The 20,540-nt window shown below is 33.6% G+C and carries 21 protein-coding genes; 6 read left to right on the top strand and 15 right to left on the bottom strand.

All coding sequences use genetic code 11. The features are described from left to right. Positions 1 to 85: 85 nt before the first annotated feature. The 7 genes from B0A65_RS00215 to B0A65_RS00245 all read right to left on the bottom strand — a co-directional run bounded on the left by B0A65_RS00215 (position 86) and on the right by B0A65_RS00245 (position 8,311). Entirely contained in the window at positions 86 to 1,255 is a 1,170-nt protein-coding gene (locus B0A65_RS00215; protein WP_083370471.1) for a DUF1501 domain-containing protein, read from the bottom strand. Positions 1,256 to 1,266: 11 nt separating this feature from the next. Then, positions 1,267 to 2,664, bottom strand: coding sequence for a DUF1800 domain-containing protein (locus tag B0A65_RS00220; protein ID WP_074660937.1), 1,398 nt, complete (start codon positions 2,662 to 2,664; stop codon positions 1,267 to 1,269). 243 nt (positions 2,665 to 2,907) lie between these two features. Continuing rightward, the gene (locus B0A65_RS00225; RefSeq protein WP_074660935.1) at positions 2,908 to 3,180 is read right to left on the bottom strand and encodes a hypothetical protein; all 273 of its coding nucleotides are present in this window, start codon (positions 3,178 to 3,180) and stop codon (positions 2,908 to 2,910) included. A gap of 27 nt (positions 3,181 to 3,207) precedes the next feature. Further along, positions 3,208 to 3,618 carry a hypothetical protein gene (locus B0A65_RS00230; protein ID WP_123890238.1) on the bottom strand — a complete coding sequence of 137 codons (411 nt, stop codon included), beginning with the start codon at positions 3,616 to 3,618 and terminating at the stop codon, positions 3,208 to 3,210. 163 nt (positions 3,619 to 3,781) lie between these two features. Next, complete coding sequence (locus tag B0A65_RS00235; protein ID WP_074660932.1) at positions 3,782 to 6,175, bottom strand: ribonucleoside-diphosphate reductase subunit alpha; 2,394 nt, start codon at positions 6,173 to 6,175, stop codon at positions 3,782 to 3,784. A 252-nt stretch (positions 6,176 to 6,427) separates the two neighbouring features. Then, on the bottom strand, positions 6,428 to 7,405 hold the full coding sequence (locus B0A65_RS00240) for a ribonucleotide-diphosphate reductase subunit beta (RefSeq protein WP_074660931.1): 978 nt from the start codon (positions 7,403 to 7,405) through the stop codon (positions 6,428 to 6,430). A 333-nt stretch (positions 7,406 to 7,738) separates the two neighbouring features. After that, positions 7,739 to 8,311 carry a DUF3109 family protein gene (locus B0A65_RS00245; RefSeq protein ID WP_074660929.1) on the bottom strand — a complete coding sequence of 191 codons (573 nt, stop codon included), beginning with the start codon at positions 8,309 to 8,311 and terminating at the stop codon, positions 7,739 to 7,741. A gap of 411 nt (positions 8,312 to 8,722) precedes the next feature. Between B0A65_RS00245 and B0A65_RS00250 the strand changes: the two genes are divergently transcribed. The 3 genes from B0A65_RS00250 (at position 8,723) to B0A65_RS00260 (ending at position 10,225) form a co-directional block, all read left to right on the top strand. After that, positions 8,723 to 9,301, top strand: a complete 579-nt coding sequence (locus tag B0A65_RS00250; protein ID WP_056187324.1) for a MarC family protein — start codon at positions 8,723 to 8,725, stop codon at positions 9,299 to 9,301. Positions 9,302 to 9,408: 107 nt separating this feature from the next. After that, on the top strand, positions 9,409 to 9,612 hold the full coding sequence (locus tag B0A65_RS00255; protein WP_074660928.1) for a hypothetical protein: 204 nt from the start codon (positions 9,409 to 9,411) through the stop codon (positions 9,610 to 9,612). A gap of 7 nt (positions 9,613 to 9,619) precedes the next feature. Further along, on the top strand, positions 9,620 to 10,225 hold the full coding sequence (locus tag B0A65_RS00260) for an FAD-dependent oxidoreductase (protein ID WP_074660926.1): 606 nt from the start codon (positions 9,620 to 9,622) through the stop codon (positions 10,223 to 10,225). Positions 10,226 to 10,229: 4 nt separating this feature from the next. Here B0A65_RS00260 and B0A65_RS00265 read toward each other — a convergent pair whose 3' ends face one another. The 6 genes from B0A65_RS00265 to B0A65_RS00290 form a co-directional block, all read right to left on the bottom strand. Next, on the bottom strand, positions 10,230 to 10,544 hold the full coding sequence (locus B0A65_RS00265) for a hypothetical protein (protein WP_074660924.1): 315 nt from the start codon (positions 10,542 to 10,544) through the stop codon (positions 10,230 to 10,232). Positions 10,545 to 10,630: 86 nt separating this feature from the next. Next, positions 10,631 to 10,948, bottom strand: a complete 318-nt coding sequence (locus B0A65_RS00270; RefSeq protein WP_074660923.1) for a hypothetical protein — start codon at positions 10,946 to 10,948, stop codon at positions 10,631 to 10,633. A 77-nt stretch (positions 10,949 to 11,025) separates the two neighbouring features. After that, entirely contained in the window at positions 11,026 to 11,391 is a 366-nt protein-coding gene (locus B0A65_RS00275; protein ID WP_074660921.1) for a nuclear transport factor 2 family protein, read from the bottom strand. 18 nt (positions 11,392 to 11,409) lie between these two features. Beyond that, the gene (locus B0A65_RS00280; RefSeq protein WP_074660919.1) at positions 11,410 to 12,987 is read right to left on the bottom strand and encodes a S41 family peptidase; all 1,578 of its coding nucleotides are present in this window, start codon (positions 12,985 to 12,987) and stop codon (positions 11,410 to 11,412) included. Next, the gene (locus tag B0A65_RS00285) at positions 12,988 to 13,419 is read right to left on the bottom strand and encodes a deoxycytidylate deaminase (RefSeq protein WP_074660918.1); all 432 of its coding nucleotides are present in this window, start codon (positions 13,417 to 13,419) and stop codon (positions 12,988 to 12,990) included. It abuts the gene before it with no gap. Between the two features lie 5 nt (positions 13,420 to 13,424). After that, on the bottom strand, positions 13,425 to 14,018 hold the full coding sequence (locus tag B0A65_RS00290) for a HupE/UreJ family protein (RefSeq protein WP_072969687.1): 594 nt from the start codon (positions 14,016 to 14,018) through the stop codon (positions 13,425 to 13,427). A 171-nt stretch (positions 14,019 to 14,189) separates the two neighbouring features. On the opposite strand from B0A65_RS00290, the gene B0A65_RS00295 reads away from it, so the two are divergent. Beyond that, a complete protein-coding gene (locus tag B0A65_RS00295) occupies positions 14,190 to 14,621 on the top strand; it encodes a tellurite resistance TerB family protein (RefSeq protein ID WP_074660916.1) in 432 nt (143 codons plus the stop codon). Between the two features lie 145 nt (positions 14,622 to 14,766). Here the strand turns inward: B0A65_RS00295 and fbp are convergent, their stop codons facing one another. Beyond that, positions 14,767 to 15,774 (bottom strand): class 1 fructose-bisphosphatase, encoded by a 1,008-nt coding sequence (gene fbp, locus B0A65_RS00300; protein ID WP_074660915.1) that lies wholly within the window; start codon positions 15,772 to 15,774, stop codon positions 14,767 to 14,769. A gap of 262 nt (positions 15,775 to 16,036) precedes the next feature. On the opposite strand from fbp, the gene B0A65_RS00305 reads away from it, so the two are divergent. Beyond that, the gene (locus B0A65_RS00305) at positions 16,037 to 16,510 is read left to right on the top strand and encodes a GNAT family N-acetyltransferase (protein ID WP_074660914.1); all 474 of its coding nucleotides are present in this window, start codon (positions 16,037 to 16,039) and stop codon (positions 16,508 to 16,510) included. A gap of 119 nt (positions 16,511 to 16,629) precedes the next feature. Beyond that, positions 16,630 to 17,889 carry an aspartate kinase gene (locus B0A65_RS00310; RefSeq protein WP_074660912.1) on the top strand — a complete coding sequence of 420 codons (1,260 nt, stop codon included), beginning with the start codon at positions 16,630 to 16,632 and terminating at the stop codon, positions 17,887 to 17,889. A 436-nt stretch (positions 17,890 to 18,325) separates the two neighbouring features. Here the strand turns inward: B0A65_RS00310 and B0A65_RS00315 are convergent, their stop codons facing one another. Then, entirely contained in the window at positions 18,326 to 20,503 is a 2,178-nt protein-coding gene (locus tag B0A65_RS00315) for an outer membrane beta-barrel family protein (protein ID WP_074660911.1), read from the bottom strand. Positions 20,504 to 20,540 lie beyond the last annotated feature (37 nt).

Here is a 20,540-nt window from a genome sequence, read left to right on the forward strand (position 1 = left end):
TTCTAAAGTGAAACATATCTTTTAATGTTTTCACTTTTCAAATTACAATTATACGAAAAAAGCTACAAATTTTATTTTTTTTTATTTATGAAAACAACCCCGAAACCGGTTTATTCCTAATTCCAATTTTAGAATAATCAAAATTCATTTTTTCTTTTAATAGAGAAGCATACACACTTCTGAAATCAATTTCATGTTTTAAATCGCCATTATCTAAATCCGATAAGTTTGGATTATTCCCTAAAATAGTTCCTTTATTATTTCCTCCAATAATAAACATTGGCGCTGCAGTTCCGTGGTCGGTTCCGTTTCCGTTGTCTTTTACTCGTCGTCCAAATTCAGAGAAAACAACAACTGTAACATTTTGCATTAATTGTGCTTGTTTTAAATCCTGATAAAAAGTGAATAACGCATCATTCAAATCTGTTAATCTTTTTTCATGAATAGCAAGTTGATTGTCGTGTGTATCAAATCCACCAAGTGATGTGTAATACACTTTAGAATTTAAATTTCCTTTTATCAATCGCGCAATCCATTCCAGATTCTTAGACAATCCGGTTTTTGGATAACTGATTTCTGTTTTGGATTTTGCTAATGCTTTCTGGATTTCATCAGAACCTTCTGTTACTGAATTGGCGATTTTTCGAACAAAATCCAATTGTGGATTATCAGACAAGGTTACATTTTCGTCTTTATCTGATTTAACTTTAAATCGGTTTGGATCTTTTACTGTGATAGAATTAGGTTCCGTTCCTTTTAAAGCTAAATTATCAATCGAATCTAAATTTATTCCTGCCGTAGCCTGATGCCCGTTGCATTGCAAATCTAAATATCTTCCTAACCAGCCTTCGTTTATATATTTGTCTGAATCGGTTGCGGTTTGCCAGATTTCCTGACTTCTAAAATGCGAACGAATAGGTTCCGGATAACCAACATTCTGAATTACGGTTAAATCTCCGTTTTGCTGCATTTGCGCAAAATCTTTTAAAGATGGATGAAATGCCATTCCTTTGTTTTTCCCAACAACTACATCTTTATTCAAAGCGATTTTGGTTCTCAAATCATAATACAACGGATTATCGTACGGAATAAAAGTATTCAATCCGTCATTCCCTCCGTTCAATTGTACAAAAACAATACATTGCTCCCCGGTTATCAAATTAGTTTGCGAACCAAAAGCGTGCAAAAAATCAGGAAGCACAAGCAATCCGCCTGTAAATGTTCCTGTCAATGTTAGAAAATTTCTCCTGTTCATAATTTCAATTTTTAAACTAATTGATATTCCGGCAATTTTGTAATATAGTTAAAGAGTCTCGCCACGGCAAAATTGGCATGCGGTTCTTTGGGGTCAAAATCGTATTTCAGTAAATTTTCCATGTCTTTTTGCATGGAATCGTTTACTTTAAACAACAATCTGTCTGATAATTCAGTGATAATGGTTTTATTGTTTCCAGCGGAATCAAAATCAATTTTTACATCAATTTTCTCGAATTCTGTTTTTGGTTTTTCATCCTCAGAATTCATGGTGTTTAAAACTCTTCTGGTAATACTTCTTCCGCTGCAAAGCAAATCTGAAGTATTATTGCGTTGCAGGTAAATCTGAGAAGTCAGCCAGGAATTTCCTCCATCCCAACCTTTCACATTTATTTGGTTGTAGAAATCCATTCCTTGTTGTTTTAGGAAGAACATAATCATGGCATCATCCAAATCATCAATATGTAATTCTTCTAAAAGCTGTAGAATATAAACCAGCGGATTTTTAATCTTAGTTCCGGAATTCTCTTTTTTATATTCTTCTGTAAAAATTTTGGTCAGCAAAGGTTGAATTTCAAACTTTACTTTTCTGAAATAATCTCCATAATACGTTACCAAATCTTCTGACGGATTATCGTAAACAAACCATTTCAGAATTTTTCGGGTAATTAAATACGGAATGTTTTTCTGTTCAAAAATAATATCGACCAAATCATCCGCTTTCCAGTTTCCGGTTTTCCCGAAATAAGTTTTATCGCCGTTATCTTCTATGTTTTTTCTATAAAGCGCACCATCATCGCCATAATTTAATCCGGCTAATGCTTTTGCACCTTCTTTGATATCACTTTCAGAATAATTCCCAATTCCGATCGTGAATAATTCCAATAATTCCCGACTTAGATTTTCGTTGTATTTGCCTTTTTTATTATCAACATTATCTAAGTATTTCACCATTGCATTCGATTTTACAATCTGTTTGGTTAATTCCTTGAAATTGCCAAAAGCATGCTCGCGCAAAATCATATTGTGCTGATAAATCCAATAATTGACTTTTACTTTTTGAGAAGTAGAAACGAAATGATTGTGCCAAAAACAAACCATATTCTCGCGTAACGGAAATTCATCATTTCGCATTTTGGCGATCCACCATTTTTTCAATTCTACATTCGAATAGATTTCCTTCTTCAGAATTTTCTTTTTGAATTCAGTATCGGCAGTTTTTATGGATTCGCGTAGTGCTTTAAGTTCCAAAAGTGTTTTGGGATCGTCATCTAAAAAAGCAGGAAGTTGTTTGTCAAATTTTGAATCATAGGAATGTTTTAGAAATTTTTCTAATCCTAGTTTTTCAATTTTATCGGCTTCTTTACCAGAAAAACCCAATCGTAACGACCAAAGATTGCTTTTTTTCATAACGCAGGAATTTGTTTAGAAATAAGACTTTGTTTTTTCTTAAAGGTTTAATCTAAGGGGCTAAGGTTCTGAGATACTAAGGTGCTAAGGTTTTGAAAGTTTTGGTAATGTTTAGAACGGGATTTTTTTGGGGATATTGTTTATTTTATATTCAGCAATCATAATCAAACATAGCCCGTGGTTTCAACCATGGGAGACGTATTTGGGAAAAATGCATTGTGTTCCCATGGTTGAAACCACGGGCTATGTTATTAGAAATTCATCTATGAATTCTTTCTTTTCATTAACATAAAGAAAATAATTACCTATCTTTTTTTGATCTTTAAGAAGTTCTAATTTAATTTCAATGCAAGGTGTTGGAATAAAATCGTGATCTAGTAAAATTGAAATGGATTTTTGAATAATCTCATCAAAATTAATTCTCTCATGCTCGTCAAGATCTATATTTTGAAAATAATGTTCTGCCAACTGATAATATTTTACCTTATTATCAATGATATGTAAATTAGAATTCATGTTTTTTTTGCGTAAACTATTGACCAATTATTTTTTTATAGAATCCAATGTTTGTTGGCTAATCTGTTTTCTTTCTATCATAAATTTAAACCAGTTTTCCAGTTTCTGTTTGTCCTGTTTCTCCATTTTACTGATATCAATTTGAGGAAAATTGGTATAATCTATTCCATGTTTCTCTAAAATAGCATCATAAAAGTGATAGTACGCTCTTTCATAATTGAATTTCTCGGCCATAATCTTTGCGTATACCATTACACTATCTGTACTTTCACGAAAACAACAATCTTTAAAACTATAAAAAAGCTCATCATACGCATCTATATCACCTCGCTTTTTAACTCGATTAATTAATGTATCGTAGTCTGTTACTCTGGCACTTATTGTTGTTACCTCATCCTGATTAATTTCTTCTAAATTTTCTTCTTTCTGCACTTGCATCTCTACCTTTTCTTTACATGAAAAAAGACAGAATAAAAAAACTAAGCCCAAAATTTTATTTAGCATAAATTATCTAATTACCATTTAACAAAAAAACAGTTACCATTACGATAACTGCTTTCTATATTCTAAAAATCTAAAATCTCAGATCTAAAATCTAAAATTAAGATCCACACATTTCACAATCCTCAGGACCCGCAGCTTGTGCTTTTAGCAACATTGCTTTATAATCCTCAACACTGATTTCTTCAGTTTCTGCAACTAAAGCTGGAGCTGTTTCTTCTTTTTTATCGTTGTTTAATGTGAATTTAATCGCATCAACAGCTGATTTCGTTCTCAAGTAATACATTCCCGTTTTCAAACCAGATTGCCAAGCATAGAAGTGCATTGACGTAAGTTTAGAATAGTTTGCATCTTGCATGAACAAGTTCAGTGATTGTGATTGGTCAATGAAATAACCTCTCTGACGTGACATATCGATAATATCTTTCATCGACATTTCCCAAACTGTTTTGTATAGTTCTTTTAAATCTGCTGGAATCACATCAATATTTTGAACAGATCCGTTGTGACGCATGATTTCTTGTTTCAAAGTCTCATTCCACAAACCTCTTTCTACTAAATCATGAAGTAAGTGTTTGTTTACCACGATGAATTCTCCAGACAATACACGACGTGTGTAAATGTTTGATGTATAAGGTTCGAAAGCTTCGTTGTTTCCAAGAATTTGAGAAGTAGAAGCAGTTGGCATTGGCGCCACTAACAATGAGTTACGAACTCCGTGCTCCATTACTTCTTTTCTTAATGAAGCCCAGTCCCAACGTCCTGATAATTCTTCATCTTTCATTCCCCACATATTGTATTGAAATTCTCCTTTAGACATTGGAGAACCTTCAAATGTAGAATATGGTCCTTCTTCTTTCGCCATTTCCATAGAAGCGGTTACAGCTGCGAAGTATAATGTTTCGAAAATTTCCTGATTTAATACTTTAGCCTCATCGCTTGTAAACGGTAAACGCAACATGATGAAAGCATCTGCTAAACCTTGCACTCCCAATCCTACCGGACGATGACGCAGGTTAGAGTTTTCTGCTTCTTTTACCGGATAGTAGTTTCTGTCAATTACTTTGTTCAAATTACGTGTTACACGTTTTGTAACATTGTAAAGTGCTTCGTGATCAAATTTACCGTTATCGATAAACATTGGCAACGAAATAGATGCCAGGTTACAAACTGCAATTTCATCTTTAGAGGTGAACTCCATAATTTCTGTACACAAGTTAGAAGAACGAATTGTTCCTAAATTCTTGTGGTTCGATTTACGGTTTGCTGCATCTTTATACAACATATATGGCGTACCTGTTTCGATTTGTGATTCAAGGATTTTCTCCCATAATTCACGTGCACGAATGGTTTTTCTACCTTTTCCTCTAAATTCATAATCCAAATACATGGTTTCGAATTCTTCTCCGTAAACATCGTACAATCCAGGACATTCATTCGGACACATTAATGTCCAACTAGCGTCTTCCTGTACACGTTTCATGAATAAATCTGAAGTCCACATGGCGAAGAATAAATCTCTTGCACGCATTTCTTCTTTTCCTGTATTTTTCTTCAAATCCAAAAATTCAAAGATATCAGCGTGCCATGTTTCAATGTAAATCGCAAAACTTCCTTTACGTTTTCCACCACCCTGATCTACGTAACGCGCCGTATCGTTGAAAACTCTCAACATTGGCACGATTCCGTTTGAAGTTCCGTTTGTACCACGAATATAAGATCCTGTCGCACGAACGTTATGAATAGAAAGACCAATTCCTCCCGCTGATTGCGAGATTTTAGCCGTTTGTTTTAAAGTATCATAAATTCCATCAATACTATCATCCTGCATTGCCAAAAGGAAACAAGAAGACATTTGAGGTTTTGGAGTTCCCGCATTGAACAACGTTGGCGTTGCGTGCGTGAAAAACTTTTTAGACATTAAGTCGTACGTTTCAATAACCGATTTTAAATCGTCTAAGTGTATACCAACCGAAACACGCATCAACATATGTTGTGGTCTTTCTACGATTTTTCCGTTTATTTTAAGTAAGTATGAACGCTCAAGAGTTTTAAATCCAAAGTAGTCATAATTAAAATCTCTTGTATAGATAATATGAGAATCTAAAAACGCAGCATTTTCCTGAATCACGTTAAATACTTCATCCGAAAGTAAGGGCGCTTCTTGTCCATTTCTTGGATTTACGTAGTGATACATATCTTTCATCGTTTCTGAGAACGATTTTTTAGTATTTGAATGTAGGTTCGAAATTGCCACACGCGCTGCCAATTGTGCATAATCTGGATGCGCAATAGTCATAGAAGCCGCCGTTTCTGCCGCAAGATTATCCAGTTCAGAAGTAGAAACCCCATCATACAATCCCTCGATAACTCTCATGGCTACCTTAACAGGATCTACAAGCTCATTTAAGCCGTAACACAATTTTTTGATTCTTTCTGTAATCTTATCAAACATTACGGGCTCTCTGTGGCCATCTCTTTTTACTACATACATAAGCTTACTATTTATTAGTTATTGAAAAAATGAAAGACACTAGAAAACGAATTCCAGCCCTTAAACATTGTGTGTTTTTAAATTATTTTTTGAGAATTATCGAATCCTCAATAGTCGTCTGCTTCCGACCTATCAAATAGATCGAAAATGCAAAAAATTGTTATTGAATCTACGATTTGGGAAAGAGATTCAATCTTAAAAAAATGATTTTATTCTTTTAGCGTTTTTGGGATCGCTAAAATATTTTGTTGTCTAGAAATCTGCGTCAAATGAAATTTTCTGAGCATCGCTGTCTGTGTTCATCACACCCGATTTTTGATACTCGGCAACACGTTTTTCAAAGAAATTAGTTTTTCCCTGAAGCGAAATCATATCCATGAAATCAAACGGATTCGCTGATCCATACACACGATCGCAACCTAATTCTACTAACAATCTGTCTGCAACAAATTCTAGATATTGCGTCATTAGAACAGCATTCATTCCAATTAAACTTACCGGTAGTGATTCTGTTACGAATTCTCTTTCAATATCTAAAGCATCAACGATAATTTCTTTAATTCTGTCTTTTGGTACTTTATTAATCAAGTGATGATTATGCAAGTGAACGGCAAAATCACAGTGTACGCCTTCGTCGCGAGAAATAAGCTCGTTAGAAAAAGTCAAACCTGGCATTAAACCACGTTTTTTCAACCAATAAATAGAACAAAAAGCACCTGAAAAGAAAATACCTTCAACTGCAGCAAAAGCAATTAGTCTTTCAGCAAACGAATCAGACTCGATCCATTTTAAAGCCCAGTCTGCTTTTTTCTTAATTGCAGGAAAAACTTCCAAAGCGTTAAACAATTCTGCTTTCTCCGCTTCGTCTTTTACGTAAGTATCAATCAATAATGAATAGGTTTCACTATGAATGTTCTCCATCATAATTTGGAAACCATAGAAAAACTTCGCTTCAGCATATTGCACCTCATTTACAAAATTCTCAGCAAGGTTTTCATTTACGATTCCATCTGATGCAGCAAAAAATGCTAAAATGTGTTTAATGAAATATCTTTCGTCGTCACTTAATTTATTATTCCAGTCTGTCAAATCCTGGTGTAAGTCGATTTCTTCCGCAGTCCAAAAACTAGCTTCCATCTTTTTGTACCATTCCCAAATATCATGATGTTTGATAGGAAAAATAACGAAACGATTTTTATTTTCTTGTAATATTGGTTCGACTTGTGACATGACTATTTTATTTAATTTTTATGCTGAATTTTTACTTATTCAGAACGATTACAAAGATTGTCATTTGTAGCCAAAAATGAAAGCCAAACTTATTCACAATTCGGTGTAGTTTTTAACAACGCAGAAAAAATGAGATATTTTTCAGACAATAATTAAATATTTGTAAATGAGCAATTTAATATAGTCATTAACACCTAAAGCCCCCGTAGAATATAGACTTTTTAGAATAAAAAGCAAGAAATTTTAATTGTTTTTAAAAAGTTTTTTTTGAGTTAAAACTTTATTTTTTGAGTTAAAATATATCCCTGAAAAGATGTAATTAAGACACTTATTTTATTTGGATTTTTTAAGTTCTTCAGCCACTTTTTCAAGCTCCAAATACCAGTCTTGCCCAAAGCGGCGAATCAAAGCTTCTTTGACAAATTTATAAACCGGAACTTCTAATTCCTTACCTAAAGAACAGGCATCATCGCAAATATCCCATTTGTCGTAATTCACCGCAGCAAATTCTGTAAAGTCTTTTACGCGGATTGGGTATAAATGACAAGAAACAGGTTTTTTCCAATCTACGATTCCCTGATTGTACGCTTGCTCGATTCCGCAAAGAGCCGTTTTTCCGTCAAAAATAACGTAAGCGCAATCTTTTTCGTCAATTAATGGCGTTTCAAGATCACCATCAGTTCCTTTTACCCAGGTTCCCTGCGCTTCGATAGCAGCAATTCCTTCTTTTCGCAAAAAAGGTTTCACCTTAGGATAAATTTCTTCCAGAATCTTAGTCTCAGCTTCACTCAAAGGCGCACCGGCATCTCCGTCAACACAGCAGGCTCCTTTACAAGCTGACAAGTTGCACACAAATTCTTTTTCAAGAATATCTTCTGAAATAATGGTTTTTCCTAATTGAAACATGATAATAAAGTACTGTAATTTATAAAGTGCAAAGATAGTCAAAGAAAACAGATGAAATGAGATTAAATTTCACTGTAGTGGCACGCAAGTTTTACCACAGAGTATCGCAAAAAATTGTACCACAGAGATTCGCAGAGTTTTTCACAGAGCAGCGCGAAGTTTAAGTTCACGAAATTTGAGATTAACATATTGAAATCTTTGTGTAACTCTGTGAAAAAAACTTTGTGTCACTCTGTGGTAAAAAACAATTAACCTTTGCGAATCTCTGTGGTACAATTGACTTTTTGTTACAAACATCACTTTTTTAACCAATAAAACGTGTTTTTATAACAAAAATACATCGTATTCAAAAAACAACTATCTTTATTATCTACCTTTGCAAAAATTTTAAACGCTTAAAATCAAACTAATATGTTAGAAATCGACTTCAAAGAAATTATTACTGTTGGAATGGTACTTTTTGCTGTTATTGATATCGTAGGATCTATTCCGATTATTGTCAATTTAAGAGCAAAAGTGGGACATATTGAATCTGAAAAAGCTTCAATTGTTGCCGGACTAATTATGATTGTTTTTCTTTTCGTTGGAGAAGGTTTACTTAATCTTATCGGAATAGATGTGCACTCTTTTGCGGTTGCCGGATCCTTTGTATTATTCTTTTTAGCGTTGGAAATGATTTTGGGTATCCGAATTTATCGTGATGAAGAACCAGGATCAGCTTCTATTGTTCCATTGGCTTTTCCACTAATTGCAGGAGCGGGAACAATGACAACTTTACTTTCGCTTCGATCCCAATTTCACACCATTAATATTATCATTGCGATTTTGTTGAATATTATCTTAGTATATATTGTTTTGAAATCATCAAAAAAAATAGAAAATTTATTAGGAGAAAACGGACTTGGCGTGGTCCGCAAGACATTTGGAGTCATACTTTTAGCAATTGCTGTTAAATTATTCGCTGCTAATGTTAAAGGTTTGTTCGTCTAAAGGATATTTTTATAAATTTACCCCATAAAATTTCTAAAATAGAACTTTTTAACATATTTTATATATGTCGAGGTTTTACTTTAATTTTTACACAAACAAACAGCCATATGAAAATCTTTACTTCAATCTTAGTGCTTCTAGCATTAGCCTTAATTGTTTTTAATATTACGCAATTAGATTTTAAAAATCCTTTTCAGGGAGATAGCGGTGTAGCACTTATCGGGATCGCAGCTGCGCTTTGTGCAGTATTAATTCTTTTGATTTTTAGAATTTCAAAAAGAATTGAAGAAAAAATGCACGACAACAGATAATAAATATATGTTTGACGTTCTAATTATTGGCGGAGGTGTATCAGGCATGTCTTGTGCTCTCGTTTTAGGTTCTGCCAAAAACAAAGCTTTTGTTACCGATAAAAAAATCGGAATCTTCACGCATCAAAAGAATTCTTCATTGCAAGAAGCGATCTTCTATAACGCATACGGAATAACGCCTGGTAAATTAGGATCTGAACTACTTGTAGAAAGTACGCAGGATCTCGCTATTACTTATCCCCACATCACTCAGATTCCAAACGAAAAAGTAGTCAAAGTTGAAGGTATTTATCGTGAATTTACTGTTACTACAAATAAAAACACCTACAAGACTAAAAACATTGTTATCGGAATTGGCTCTGCCAATACTTTCGACATTGAAGGTTTAATGCCGTATGTTGAACCACACAAAAAAGCACTTCCCGAAAAACAACGTATTCAGCTTAAAAACGACGATCATAAAGTAGCCGACGGTATTTACGTTATTGGAACTTTAGCAGGCTGGAGAAGCCAATTGGCTATTGCTGCAGGAAGCGGCGCCGCTGTTGCTACTGATATTCTGACTTTATGGAATAACGGCGTGCAGACTCATGCGCATGATAGTATTCGATAAATTTTCAGAAAAAGAAAAACACCCATACTCCAAACAACGCCACCAAAATTACCGGAATTGCTGCCTCAACAGTTAATTTCTTTAGTTCTCTGCTATTTCCCTGTTTCAAAATTAATTTAGCGATCAGAAAATTGGCTAGAACTAACAAGATTACTCCTGTAAAACCTATAGCTAAAACTGCAAGAAAACGAAATATAAATGAAAAAGGAAGTTCATTCATTAATTGCACTTTTTGTTGATAACTGCCAAGAGAGAAAACACTAAAAAACCCGGTTATCAAGGTTATTACTAAAATCAAAAAGCCGTTTACTATTTTCAAAATTTAATATTTTTACGAGAATAAATATAAAAAAATGCACAGATATAAAATCTGTGCATTTTTTATAAATCTTATCTTTCTATTTATTACTTAACCGAAACAATCTCGGTTACCTTAATATGTTTTTCATCCTCTGTTTTCCAGATTTCTCCTTTTACAGAAACTACATCTCCAATTTTTAATTGTTTGTAATTTTGAGGTCCGCCAACATTTACAATACTTATCGTCGCTAAATATACTTCTTTTGCGTCTGTAGAAATTTTAGCTGTATAACCATCTTTTCCTGCTTCTATTGCATCTACTTTTCCGGTAACTGTATTAGAACTGCTATCTTTCATAGTTTTACAAGAAATTACAAAAGTCATTAAAACGAATAGAAAGCTTAATTTTTTTAAATTTTTCATGTTTGTGTGTTTAACCGCAAAGTACGCAAAGGTTTACGCCAGGTTCGCTAAGTTATATTTAAATTATTATTAATTATTTATTGTAATTGAATGCAGCTTCCGGCAATCACTTTTAAGCTTTCATCAAATTGCTTCCACACTCTGATATATCGAAGTACACCATCTATAGGACTATTATCAAAGAAGCCTTTTAATGAAACTGTAACTGCAACTACAGCTGTATCGCCAATTAGATTTATGGTTTGATCGGAAGCTTCAATAGTAGTAATTTTCATTTTTCCTGAACGATAAGAAGCCAAATCAAATTCTTTTGTAATCGTATTACCATCAGGCAAATTAAAAAGCAAATCGTCGTGGAGGATTTTTTCTAAAAACAAAACATCAGCATTTTTAATAGCGGTCAAAAGTTCTATTTCAGCATTTACAACAGCTTCTATTTTCATATTAAAAAGGTTTCAGCGTTATTTTTTTGGATTCTGAATGGCTTTAATCATGGCATCTTCTTTCAAAATCACATCGTAGTAGTATATTTCACCGTACAGTTGTCTGGCAAATTCAGCAGTAATATATCGATTCACTAAAGCTTTGGTTTTGTCTAATTTCAAATCTAAACCGGTCATGAAAATATAGTTTTTGAATTTCCTGAAATAAACATCCGAGTTTTTCATTTCGGCTAAAAACTCATTGAATTTAAGGCCTGAAAATGCTTTTCGGTTTTTATCTAATTCTTCAAAAACAAAATGTCCTACTACTCCGGTTTGCAGTAAATAAGCAACATTTTCATTTCCGTGTTCTGCTTCCATCGGAACAAAAACATCAGGAACAATTCCGCCTCCGCCGTAAACGACTTTGCCTTTTGGTGTTTTAAACTTTAATGAGTCCGCTACTTTTATACTGTCTTTTGCATAAAGTTCACCCGATTTTATACGAGACTCTGATTCTTTAAAATATTCTTCGTTTCCTTTTTTATACGGTTTCTGAATTGACCTTCCGGTTGGTGTGTAATATCTTGCCACAGTTAAGCGTACTGCAGAACCGTCATTGAAATCCATTTCGCGTTGCACCAAACCTTTTCCAAAAGAACGGCGACCCACAATAATTCCACGATCATTATCTTGTAATGCTCCCGCTAAAATTTCACTTGCAGAGGCGCTATTTTCATTAATCAAAACATAGACTTTTCCGGTTTCAAAACTTCCGGCTTTTGTCGCATATGTTTTCTCTGTTGTTCCGTTTTTATTTTTAGTAAAAACGATCAGTTGTTTGTCTTTCAAAAATTCATCGGCAATAGCCACCGCTTCTTCCATATAACCACCGCCGTTATCACGAAGATCGATTACAAGCGACTGAATTCCACTTTGTTTTAATCTGGTTAAACCGGTCTTGAATTCATTAAAAGTAGTTTCGGCAAAACGATTTATTTTTATATAACCGATATCATTTCCAAGCAATAAAGAGGCATCAACACTTTTTATCGGAATAATATCTCTTTTTACTTTAAACTTTAATTTCTTTTGTTCCGATTTTCTAAAAACAGTCAATTCAATTTCAGAACCCTGTAAACCTTTTAATTTGGAGAACAAGCTATCAGAAGGTAATTTTCGGCCAAATAATTTCGTTTTTCCGGCAAATAAAATTCGGTCTCCCGATTTTATTCCCGCTTTCGCCGAAGGTCCGTTTTCAATTGGTTTTATAATCGCAACAGAATCTTTATACATATAAAAATTGATTCCGATTCCAACGAAATCACCTTTCATACTTTCAGCCACTTCCGCCTGTTCGCTTGGCGGAATATAAACAGAATGCGGATCTAATTTAGATAAGATATTATCAACTGTGAGGTTTACAATTGAATCTGTATTGATACTGTCGACATATTCATTATTGATAAAATCGATCAGCTTATTGAGTTTTGTTTTGGAGTAATTTTTAGCCAAAAGACCGTCGTCAACGGGAGCATTCATGAGGCTTCCGAGGACAGTTCCAAGAGCAAAAGTCGCTCCGATCACAATTGGCAAATATTTCGAATTAAATTTCATTTACTCTTCTAAAACAGGAATATGTTCAACTTCGACACCTGCTTTTAATAAAAATTGAATTCCGGCATCATCGCGATATCCGTTTTGGTAAACCACTCTCTTTATCCCTGATTGATGTATTAATTTGCTACATTCTTTACAAGGTGAAAGTGTAATATACAAAGTGGCTCCTTCACAAGATTGTGTTGAACGGGCTACTTTTAAAATTGCATTTGCTTCGGCATGTAGCACTTCCCAACGGGTTAATCCTGCATCGTCTTCACAGCAATTTTCAAATCCGGATGGTGTTCCGTTGTATCCGTCAGAAATAATCATCCTGTCTTTTACGATAATGGCACCAACCTGTTTACGTTTGCAGTAAGAAAGTGATCCCCACTCCTTTGCAATACGAAGGTACGCTTTATCGTACTTATTTATTTTTTTTAAATCCATTTATTTTATCTGTTCCAAATTGGGCTTTCAATAATCATCGGAATCACAACTCCGATAATAAAAGCCGACATTACAAGTGCCCAGTCGCGTTTAGAAAAACGAAATACGGTCTGCACAATATAAGATAGTATCAAAACCACAAAAACAACAATTAACTGCGCTGCTTCGATTCCTAATGCAAATTCGCCTAAAGGTAATAATTTTGAGCTTGGCGAACCACCTAAAATGGTTTTAAAATAGTTCGAAAAACCAAGTCCGTGTATAATACCAAAAAAGAGCGTTACCATAAAAATTAAATTCACACCTTCATTTTTAGTAGCTTTTCCTGCCGTAAAAAGATGAAATATGGCGGTTATCAAGATGGTAATCGGAATTAAAAACTCGACTATATTTACTTTAATAGCGATGATTCCAAAAACTGAAAGCAACAAAGCCAGGGTATGACCAATTGTAAAAAGAGAAACTAAAAGCAAAATGCGTTTCCAGTCTTTAAACAAATACGGGATAGTTAAGGCGATTAAAAAAAGAACGTGATCGTAGGCATGGATATCTAAAACGTGTTTTAATCCTATCTGAAAATAAATCCAAAATTCTGACATAGGGGTAATAGTATTAATTGATTAAGGGGTTGTAAACTTACGATTTATTTTGAAAATTAAAGAAACCGCGATATTAAAACAACGCAGAAAAATAAGTTAAATTTTATGAGAAATTTAAAATGTTAAATTAAAATAAGATTTATCTTTGTTCTATATAAAACCCTATTAATTATGCCATTTTCAGAATTATTTGATAACGAATTCAAACAAAGAAACAGAGGTCATTTCTCTGCCATTGTTCGTGTAGCTTATGCTGACGGAAAAATTAATGACGAAGAGAAAGCTTTCTTGGACAAACTAGCTTCAAGATTAGAAATTTCAGAAGACGAATACAAGGAAATCCTTTCAGATCCGTGGCAACATTCTATAAACCCGCCTTATTTGTATGCGCAGCGTTTAGAGCGTTTGTATGACCTGGCGAGAATGGTTCACGTAGATCATCATTTGGGAGACCAACAAGAAGTAATGTTAACCAGAATGGGATTAGCTCTGGGATTTACTCCAGGAAACGTAAATCACATTATTAGAAAAGCATTGTCTTTAGTGGACAAAAAAGTAGATTTAGATACTTTCCTTTTCGAAATGGAAAACATGAACAAATAATAGTTTTCAGTTTTCAGTCGCAGTTTTCAGTTTGGAACTGATACTTGAAATGTAATTAAAAACAAAAATAAACCCGACCGTTTATAAACGTGTCGGGTTTTATTTTTTGAATTTCGGTGTAAAAACTGAAAACTGTGACTGAAAACTATAAAGCTTCTGCCATAAATTCTTCAGCTTTCTCTACCATATTATAACTTCCACAGAAAAACGGAACTCTTTCATGCAATTCTGTCGGTTGGATTTCCATAATTCTTCCAAAACCATCTGTTGCTTTTCCTCCCGCTTGTTCAGCAATAAATGCCATCGGATTACATTCATATAATAAACGTAGTTTTCCTTTTGGTGCTTTTGAACTTGTTGGATAAATGTAGATTCCGCCTTTGATCATATTTCGATGAAAATCGGATACTAAACTTCCAATATATCTTGAAGTATAAGGACGGTCATCTTCTTCACGCTGACAATACTTGATGTAATTTTTCACTCCTTGCGGAAAATGCACATAATTACCTTCGTTTACCGAATAAATATGTCCCTCTTTTGGAAACTGCATATTTGGATGTGAAAGATAAAAAGTTCCAATTGCGGGGTTTAATGTAAAACCATTCACACCATGTCCTGTTGTATAAACTAACATTGTTGATGTTCCATAAATTACATAACCTGCTGCTACCTGACTAGTTCCCGGTTGTAAAAAATCCTCGCTTGTTACCGGAGTTCCAATTGGTGTTATTCTTCTAAAAACAGAAAAAATAGTTCCCAAAGAAACATTCACATCAATGTTTGAAGATCCGTCAAGCGGATCCATTAAGATCACGTACTTATTATTATGACTGTTGTCGCTCCCCTGAACAGTTATAAAATCGTCGTTTTCTTCTGAAGCAATTCCACAGACAATCTCACGGTTTATTAACGTCTGGATAAATACTTCGTTTGCATACACATCTAATTTTTGCTGGTCTTCGCCCTGAATATTTTGTTCGCCTGCAGCGCCAATAATATCGACTAATCCAGCCTTGTTTACTTTATAGTTGACAACCTTTGCTGCCAAACGTATAGAGTTGATAATTCGGGAAAGCTCCCCCGACGAATACTGAAATGCTTTTTGGTTCTCAATAATAAACTCTCCCAGTGTTTTATTGCGTTCTTCCATTGCTATATCGTTATAGTTTTAATTTTAAGTCACAAATATCGCTTATTTTGTGAGAATGATTTAAAAATTATTTTGTTAGTTTGCTACTATTGTATATTTGCTAATTAAAGACGGAAAGCACGTAGTAAAAACACACTTTTTTAGCTAATAAACGCTTAATAATAAGAATATAGAAATTGCCACTCCTAAAAAGTTTGCACAAACAAACGCATTAAAATGAAAGGCAATACTATAAATAGTACAAAAAATAAAATTTACAAATATGAATATTAGAAAAGGAAATCCTGAGGACATGGAATCTGTTTTAGGATTGATACAGGAGTTGGCAATATTCGAAAAAGAACCTGACGCAGTTGTTGTAACAGTTGATGATTTAGTACGTGATGGCTTTGGTGAAAAACCACTATTTCACGTTTTTGTAGCAGAAGTTGAAAACGAAATTGTTGGAATTGCACTCTATTATTATCGTTACTCCACCTGGAAAGGAAAAACAATACATCTTGAAGATTTAATTGTTAAGGATAAAATGCGTGGTACAGGTTTAGGATCTGCACTTTATGCCGAAATTATGAAACAGGGAAAAAGGGACAATGTGAGAAGAATTGAATGGAATGTTTTAGACTGGAACACGCCGGCAGTTAACTTTTACAAGAATTCTGGCGCAAGAATTCTGGAAGACTGGCAAGTGGTTCAAATGGATGAAGCAGGAATTAATTCATTTCTGGAAAAATTATAAAAATTAGTTTGCCACAGATTAAATGATTTTCACTGATTTTTTAATCCATGGTAGAAAAAATAAGGAACAAATAGATTTCATTTAATCTGAAATCTAAAATTAAAAATCTAAAATTAACAATGAGAGTATTTAAATTTGGAGGAGCATCGGTAAAAGATGCAGATGGAATTAAAAACGTTTATGACGTTTTGCAAAAAGTAGGTTACGAAGATGTGATTCTGGTGGTTTCGGCTATGGGAAAAACTACAAATGCTCTTGAGGTTGTGATCAAGAATTATTTTGATAAATCGGCAGAATTGAATTCATCTGTCCAGGAAATCAAGAAATACCACAATCAAATATTATTAGATTTGTTTGAAGATGAAAAACATGCTGTTTTTGCGGCTGTGACTGAACAATTCTCAGAATTAGAATATTTTTTAGCACATAATAAATCTCCAAATTACAATTTTGTTTACGATCAGATTGTGAGTTTTGGAGAATTGATTTCGACTACCATTTTAAGTCATTTCATGAATTTCATGGGAATCAAAACGCAATGGCTTGACGTTCGTAATTTCATTAAAACCAATGCAAACTACCGTGATGCCGAAGTTGACTGGGAAACTACGCAACAACTTATCAGCAAAAATGTACCGAGAAAACAATTAAACATCACCCAGGGATTTTTAGGTGCTGATGAAAATAATTTCACAACCACTTTAGGTCGTGAAGGTTCTGATTATACAGCAGGAATTTTTGCTTATTGCTTAAACGCCGAAAGTGTAACAATCTGGAAAGACGTTCCCGGAGTTATGAATGCGGATCCGCGTTATTTTGAAAACGCAAGTTTGTTAAACCAAATCTCCTATCGTGAAGCTATTGAATTGGCTTTTTACGGAGCAACGGTAATTCACCCAAAAACATTACAACCACTTCAGAAAAAAGAAATTCCGTTGTATGTAAAATCATTTATCAATCCATTATTAAAAGGAACCTGCGTTTCTAAAGGTGTTGATTTAGAACCACAATACCCTTGTTTTATCGTAAAAAGAGAACAGCTTTTAATTTCGCTTTCTTCAATTGATTTTTCATTTATCATGGAAGAAAATATCAGCGAGATTTTTGGTTTATTCCACGAATTCAAAATCAAAGTAAATTTAATTCAGAATTCTGCGATTAGTTTTTCTGTTTGTGTAGAAGATAAATTTGGAAATTTCAATGACTTGAATGCGATCCTTTCTAAAAAATTCAAAGTCGATTTTAATGAAAATGTGACTTTATACACGATTCGTCATTTTACAGAACAAGCTGCACAAACCGTTGAAGACAATAAAGAAGTTTTATTGAAACAAGTGAGTAGAGAAACTATGCAAATTGTTACTAAAGAGCTAAATTAGTACTTTATAAAAAAGGTAATTATATAAATTCAATATATTAGAAAAGGCTTCACTTCTTGGTGAAGCCTTTTTTTATGTTTTTCGATATACTTATAGTTTTCGATTTTTTTATCCCAAAAAATATTTGAGACCAAATACCCGCTTTTAGCATAATACAAATATGCATAAAATCATAAATTTGAAACTATGATTTGACTATCAAAACCTAATCAAAATCAGCACTTTTATTATTAATTAAATTAATTAAAAAATATGACCAGCGGATCAATAACAATAGCATTACTTATTATTATAATCGCATTAGGCTATAGATACAAAACCTACAGGGATAAAAAATAATGCCGTTTTTTATCATAAACTTTAAATTTAAGCCCCTAAATAATGCAGCCCATTTTTTCTGTACAGTAATTATTCGAAACAGGTATAAACCTTTAATTTACCTCGCCCTACTATTCTCTGTCTGCTCAATTTCTGCTTTCTTGTAATTTGTTTTCTTTGAATTTCCAAAATTATAGGTTGCTATAAGTCTAAAATAGTTTGTTGTATAGGTTCTATGATAATATATTTGAGTTTGCCCAACATTATAATCTCCCGAAACCATAAAGTCATGAAAAATATCATTTGCTGTGAAATTCAATTTTAGCGCCTCTTTAAAAAAGTTTCTTTCGATTCCAACTGTTACTGTCGAACGGCTGTTATCACTTCCTAATCCATAACTTCTGTCACCCAGATACCAGGCAAGCAGCTGCAGCTTAAAAAGATTTGGAATCGAAAATGTATTATTCGAGTACAAATAAATCTGGGGTTTAACCGGACCTAATTCAAACTCATAAAAATCATCTACGGATTTCGTCAGATTCATACTTACTGTATTGGTAGAATTCCACCATTTTACATTAAAAGATCTTGAAAGCGAAGTGAAAAACGTATGTCCTTTATCTAGATTTAATGATCGTAAAATATAACTATTTGGAGTATTTCCCCGCAAAGCAGCTCCAGAAATAGGGTCGATTTTATAAGTATAGCCTATTTTAAAATCAAACTTTTTATACATTGTGCCAATTTCAAATGCATGAGTTTTTTCCGGAAGCAAATCAGGATTTCCTTCTATGGTTGTAAAAGGGTCCTGATAAATAACATACGGATTTAGTGCCTGATACCTTGGTCTGGTGATTCTGGATACGTACGAAAAATGAGCTTTCCAATCTTCAGAAAAATTCATGTTTAAAAGTACGTTGGGAAAAAGATTCCCATAATTTTTCTCGAATTCCTGAATCCCATTTGCATTTGTGTACAAATTATATTTTGTCCATTCACCTCTTACGCCTACAGAAAAATCAAACTTTTTACCAATTGCACTTCCGTAATTAAAATAAGCCGCACCAATACGTTCCTGATATTTAAAGTCGCTTGATAATTCATCATCAAATTCAAAATTCATATCAGTTGCAGTTGCAATCAAAAAATCTGTAGCTGATTTTATGGTCGCATAACTATACTTAGCTCCTGTTTCTAACCTGGTGTCTTCTCTAATTTTTTTAGAATAATCTATCTGTGTGGCTATTATATTTATGCTATTGCCAACATTATTCTTAAGATACTTTTGACTATTAACCTCATTTACCAAGCCATTTTCATCAATAAAATCTCTTACGGTTCCGTTATAGTTAGAATATTGCGATCCAATAAATAATGATGAACCTTGTTTATCGGTTATTGCATTATAATTTAAATTCACAAACTGATTGAGCAAAACGTCATTTTTATCAATATCCGTGGCATAAAAACTATTTCCCGAATTGTTTTCGATTGAATTTCGACTTTCAACAACTCCGCCTAAATCTTCTATATTACCACTGTAGGCAAGCGAAATGTAATTCTTTTCAGAAAAAGTATACTGCAATCCAAACCCGAAATTAGAATAATTATTAAATTGGCGTTTCCAGTCTGTGGTCAATTCTGACCTCATAAACTCCTCGGGATTTGGTCGCGTCCTGGTCGTATACAAGAGTTCTCTCCCTTTTCCTAATTGCACACCGTAATTTGTAATAAAAGAAAAATTCCCTTTTGTGTAATTAAAATCAAGCAGTGTATTGGTACTGGTTCCGGCAAATTCAGAAACCGTTATTTGCTGAGTTGCCGTTCCTTTAATTCCATTTTCACTATTTTTTTTGGTAATGATATTAATTACCGCTTTTCCTTCGGCATCGTACTTTGATGAAGGATTTGAAATTACTTCAATTTTCGAGATTTGTGTAACCGGAATTGCAGCAAATCTTTCATAATTAATCAATATTCCGTTAAGATAAATTATGGCTTCTCCTTTTCCGAGAACACTAATTTGCCCTTCAGCAACAATCACATTCGGAACTCTGCTTAATAATTCATTTACAGAACTACTTGTCGAAAGCAATGTATTGGACACATTCACTTCGATTGTTCCGTTTGAAGAATACTTTACTAATTGCGTTTGTTTTTTAATGACAATCTCATTTAACTCATTATTCGTGTTGACAACCTTGTCTGATATTATTTGCGCAGTTTGTGCATGTACTGCTGTCGAAAACAAAAGCAGCCTGAAAACAGAGAAGAGAATTGAAATATTGAATTTCATAAATTTTAGCGATTATAAATTTGACTTTGATGAGACA

Source organism: Flavobacterium frigidimaris, assembly GCF_002217275.1.
GTDB classification, from domain to species: Bacteria; Bacteroidota; Bacteroidia; order Flavobacteriales; family Flavobacteriaceae; genus Flavobacterium; species Flavobacterium aquidurense.

What these genes read in the sequence shown, in the direction of transcription:
- B0A65_RS00225 (WP_074660935.1), bottom strand. Translation starts at nt 3,180, where the DNA reads ATGAATTCTAATTTACATATCATTGATAATAAGGTAAAATATTATCAG.
- B0A65_RS00215 (WP_083370471.1), bottom strand. Translation starts at nt 1,255, where the DNA reads ATGAACAGGAGAAATTTTCTAACATTGACAGGAACATTTACAGGCGGA.
- B0A65_RS00250 (WP_056187324.1), top strand. Translation starts at nt 8,723, where the DNA reads ATGTTAGAAATCGACTTCAAAGAAATTATTACTGTTGGAATGGTACTT.
- B0A65_RS00235 (WP_074660932.1), bottom strand. Translation starts at nt 6,175, where the DNA reads ATGTATGTAGTAAAAAGAGATGGCCACAGAGAGCCCGTAATGTTTGAT.
- B0A65_RS00245 (WP_074660929.1), bottom strand. Translation starts at nt 8,311, where the DNA reads ATGTTTCAATTAGGAAAAACCATTATTTCAGAAGATATTCTTGAAAAA.
- fbp (WP_074660915.1), bottom strand. Translation starts at nt 15,774, where the DNA reads ATGGAAGAACGCAATAAAACACTGGGAGAGTTTATTATTGAGAACCAA.
- B0A65_RS00305 (WP_074660914.1), top strand. Translation starts at nt 16,037, where the DNA reads ATGAATATTAGAAAAGGAAATCCTGAGGACATGGAATCTGTTTTAGGA.
- B0A65_RS00230 (WP_123890238.1), bottom strand. Translation starts at nt 3,618, where the DNA reads ATGCAAGTGCAGAAAGAAGAAAATTTAGAAGAAATTAATCAGGATGAG.
- B0A65_RS00275 (WP_074660921.1), bottom strand. Translation starts at nt 11,391, where the DNA reads ATGAAAATAGAAGCTGTTGTAAATGCTGAAATAGAACTTTTGACCGCT.
- B0A65_RS00310 (WP_074660912.1), top strand. Translation starts at nt 16,630, where the DNA reads ATGAGAGTATTTAAATTTGGAGGAGCATCGGTAAAAGATGCAGATGGA.
- B0A65_RS00290 (WP_072969687.1), bottom strand. Translation starts at nt 14,018, where the DNA reads ATGTCAGAATTTTGGATTTATTTTCAGATAGGATTAAAACACGTTTTA.
- B0A65_RS00255 (WP_074660928.1), top strand. Translation starts at nt 9,409, where the DNA reads ATGAAAATCTTTACTTCAATCTTAGTGCTTCTAGCATTAGCCTTAATT.
- B0A65_RS00260 (WP_074660926.1), top strand. Translation starts at nt 9,620, where the DNA reads ATGTTTGACGTTCTAATTATTGGCGGAGGTGTATCAGGCATGTCTTGT.
- B0A65_RS00315 (WP_074660911.1), bottom strand. Translation starts at nt 20,503, where the DNA reads ATGAAATTCAATATTTCAATTCTCTTCTCTGTTTTCAGGCTGCTTTTG.
- B0A65_RS00270 (WP_074660923.1), bottom strand. Translation starts at nt 10,948, where the DNA reads ATGAAAAATTTAAAAAAATTAAGCTTTCTATTCGTTTTAATGACTTTT.
- B0A65_RS00295 (WP_074660916.1), top strand. Translation starts at nt 14,190, where the DNA reads ATGCCATTTTCAGAATTATTTGATAACGAATTCAAACAAAGAAACAGA.
- B0A65_RS00240 (WP_074660931.1), bottom strand. Translation starts at nt 7,405, where the DNA reads ATGTCACAAGTCGAACCAATATTACAAGAAAATAAAAATCGTTTCGTT.
- B0A65_RS00285 (WP_074660918.1), bottom strand. Translation starts at nt 13,419, where the DNA reads ATGGATTTAAAAAAAATAAATAAGTACGATAAAGCGTACCTTCGTATT.
- B0A65_RS00220 (WP_074660937.1), bottom strand. Translation starts at nt 2,664, where the DNA reads ATGAAAAAAAGCAATCTTTGGTCGTTACGATTGGGTTTTTCTGGTAAA.
- B0A65_RS00280 (WP_074660919.1), bottom strand. Translation starts at nt 12,987, where the DNA reads ATGAAATTTAATTCGAAATATTTGCCAATTGTGATCGGAGCGACTTTT.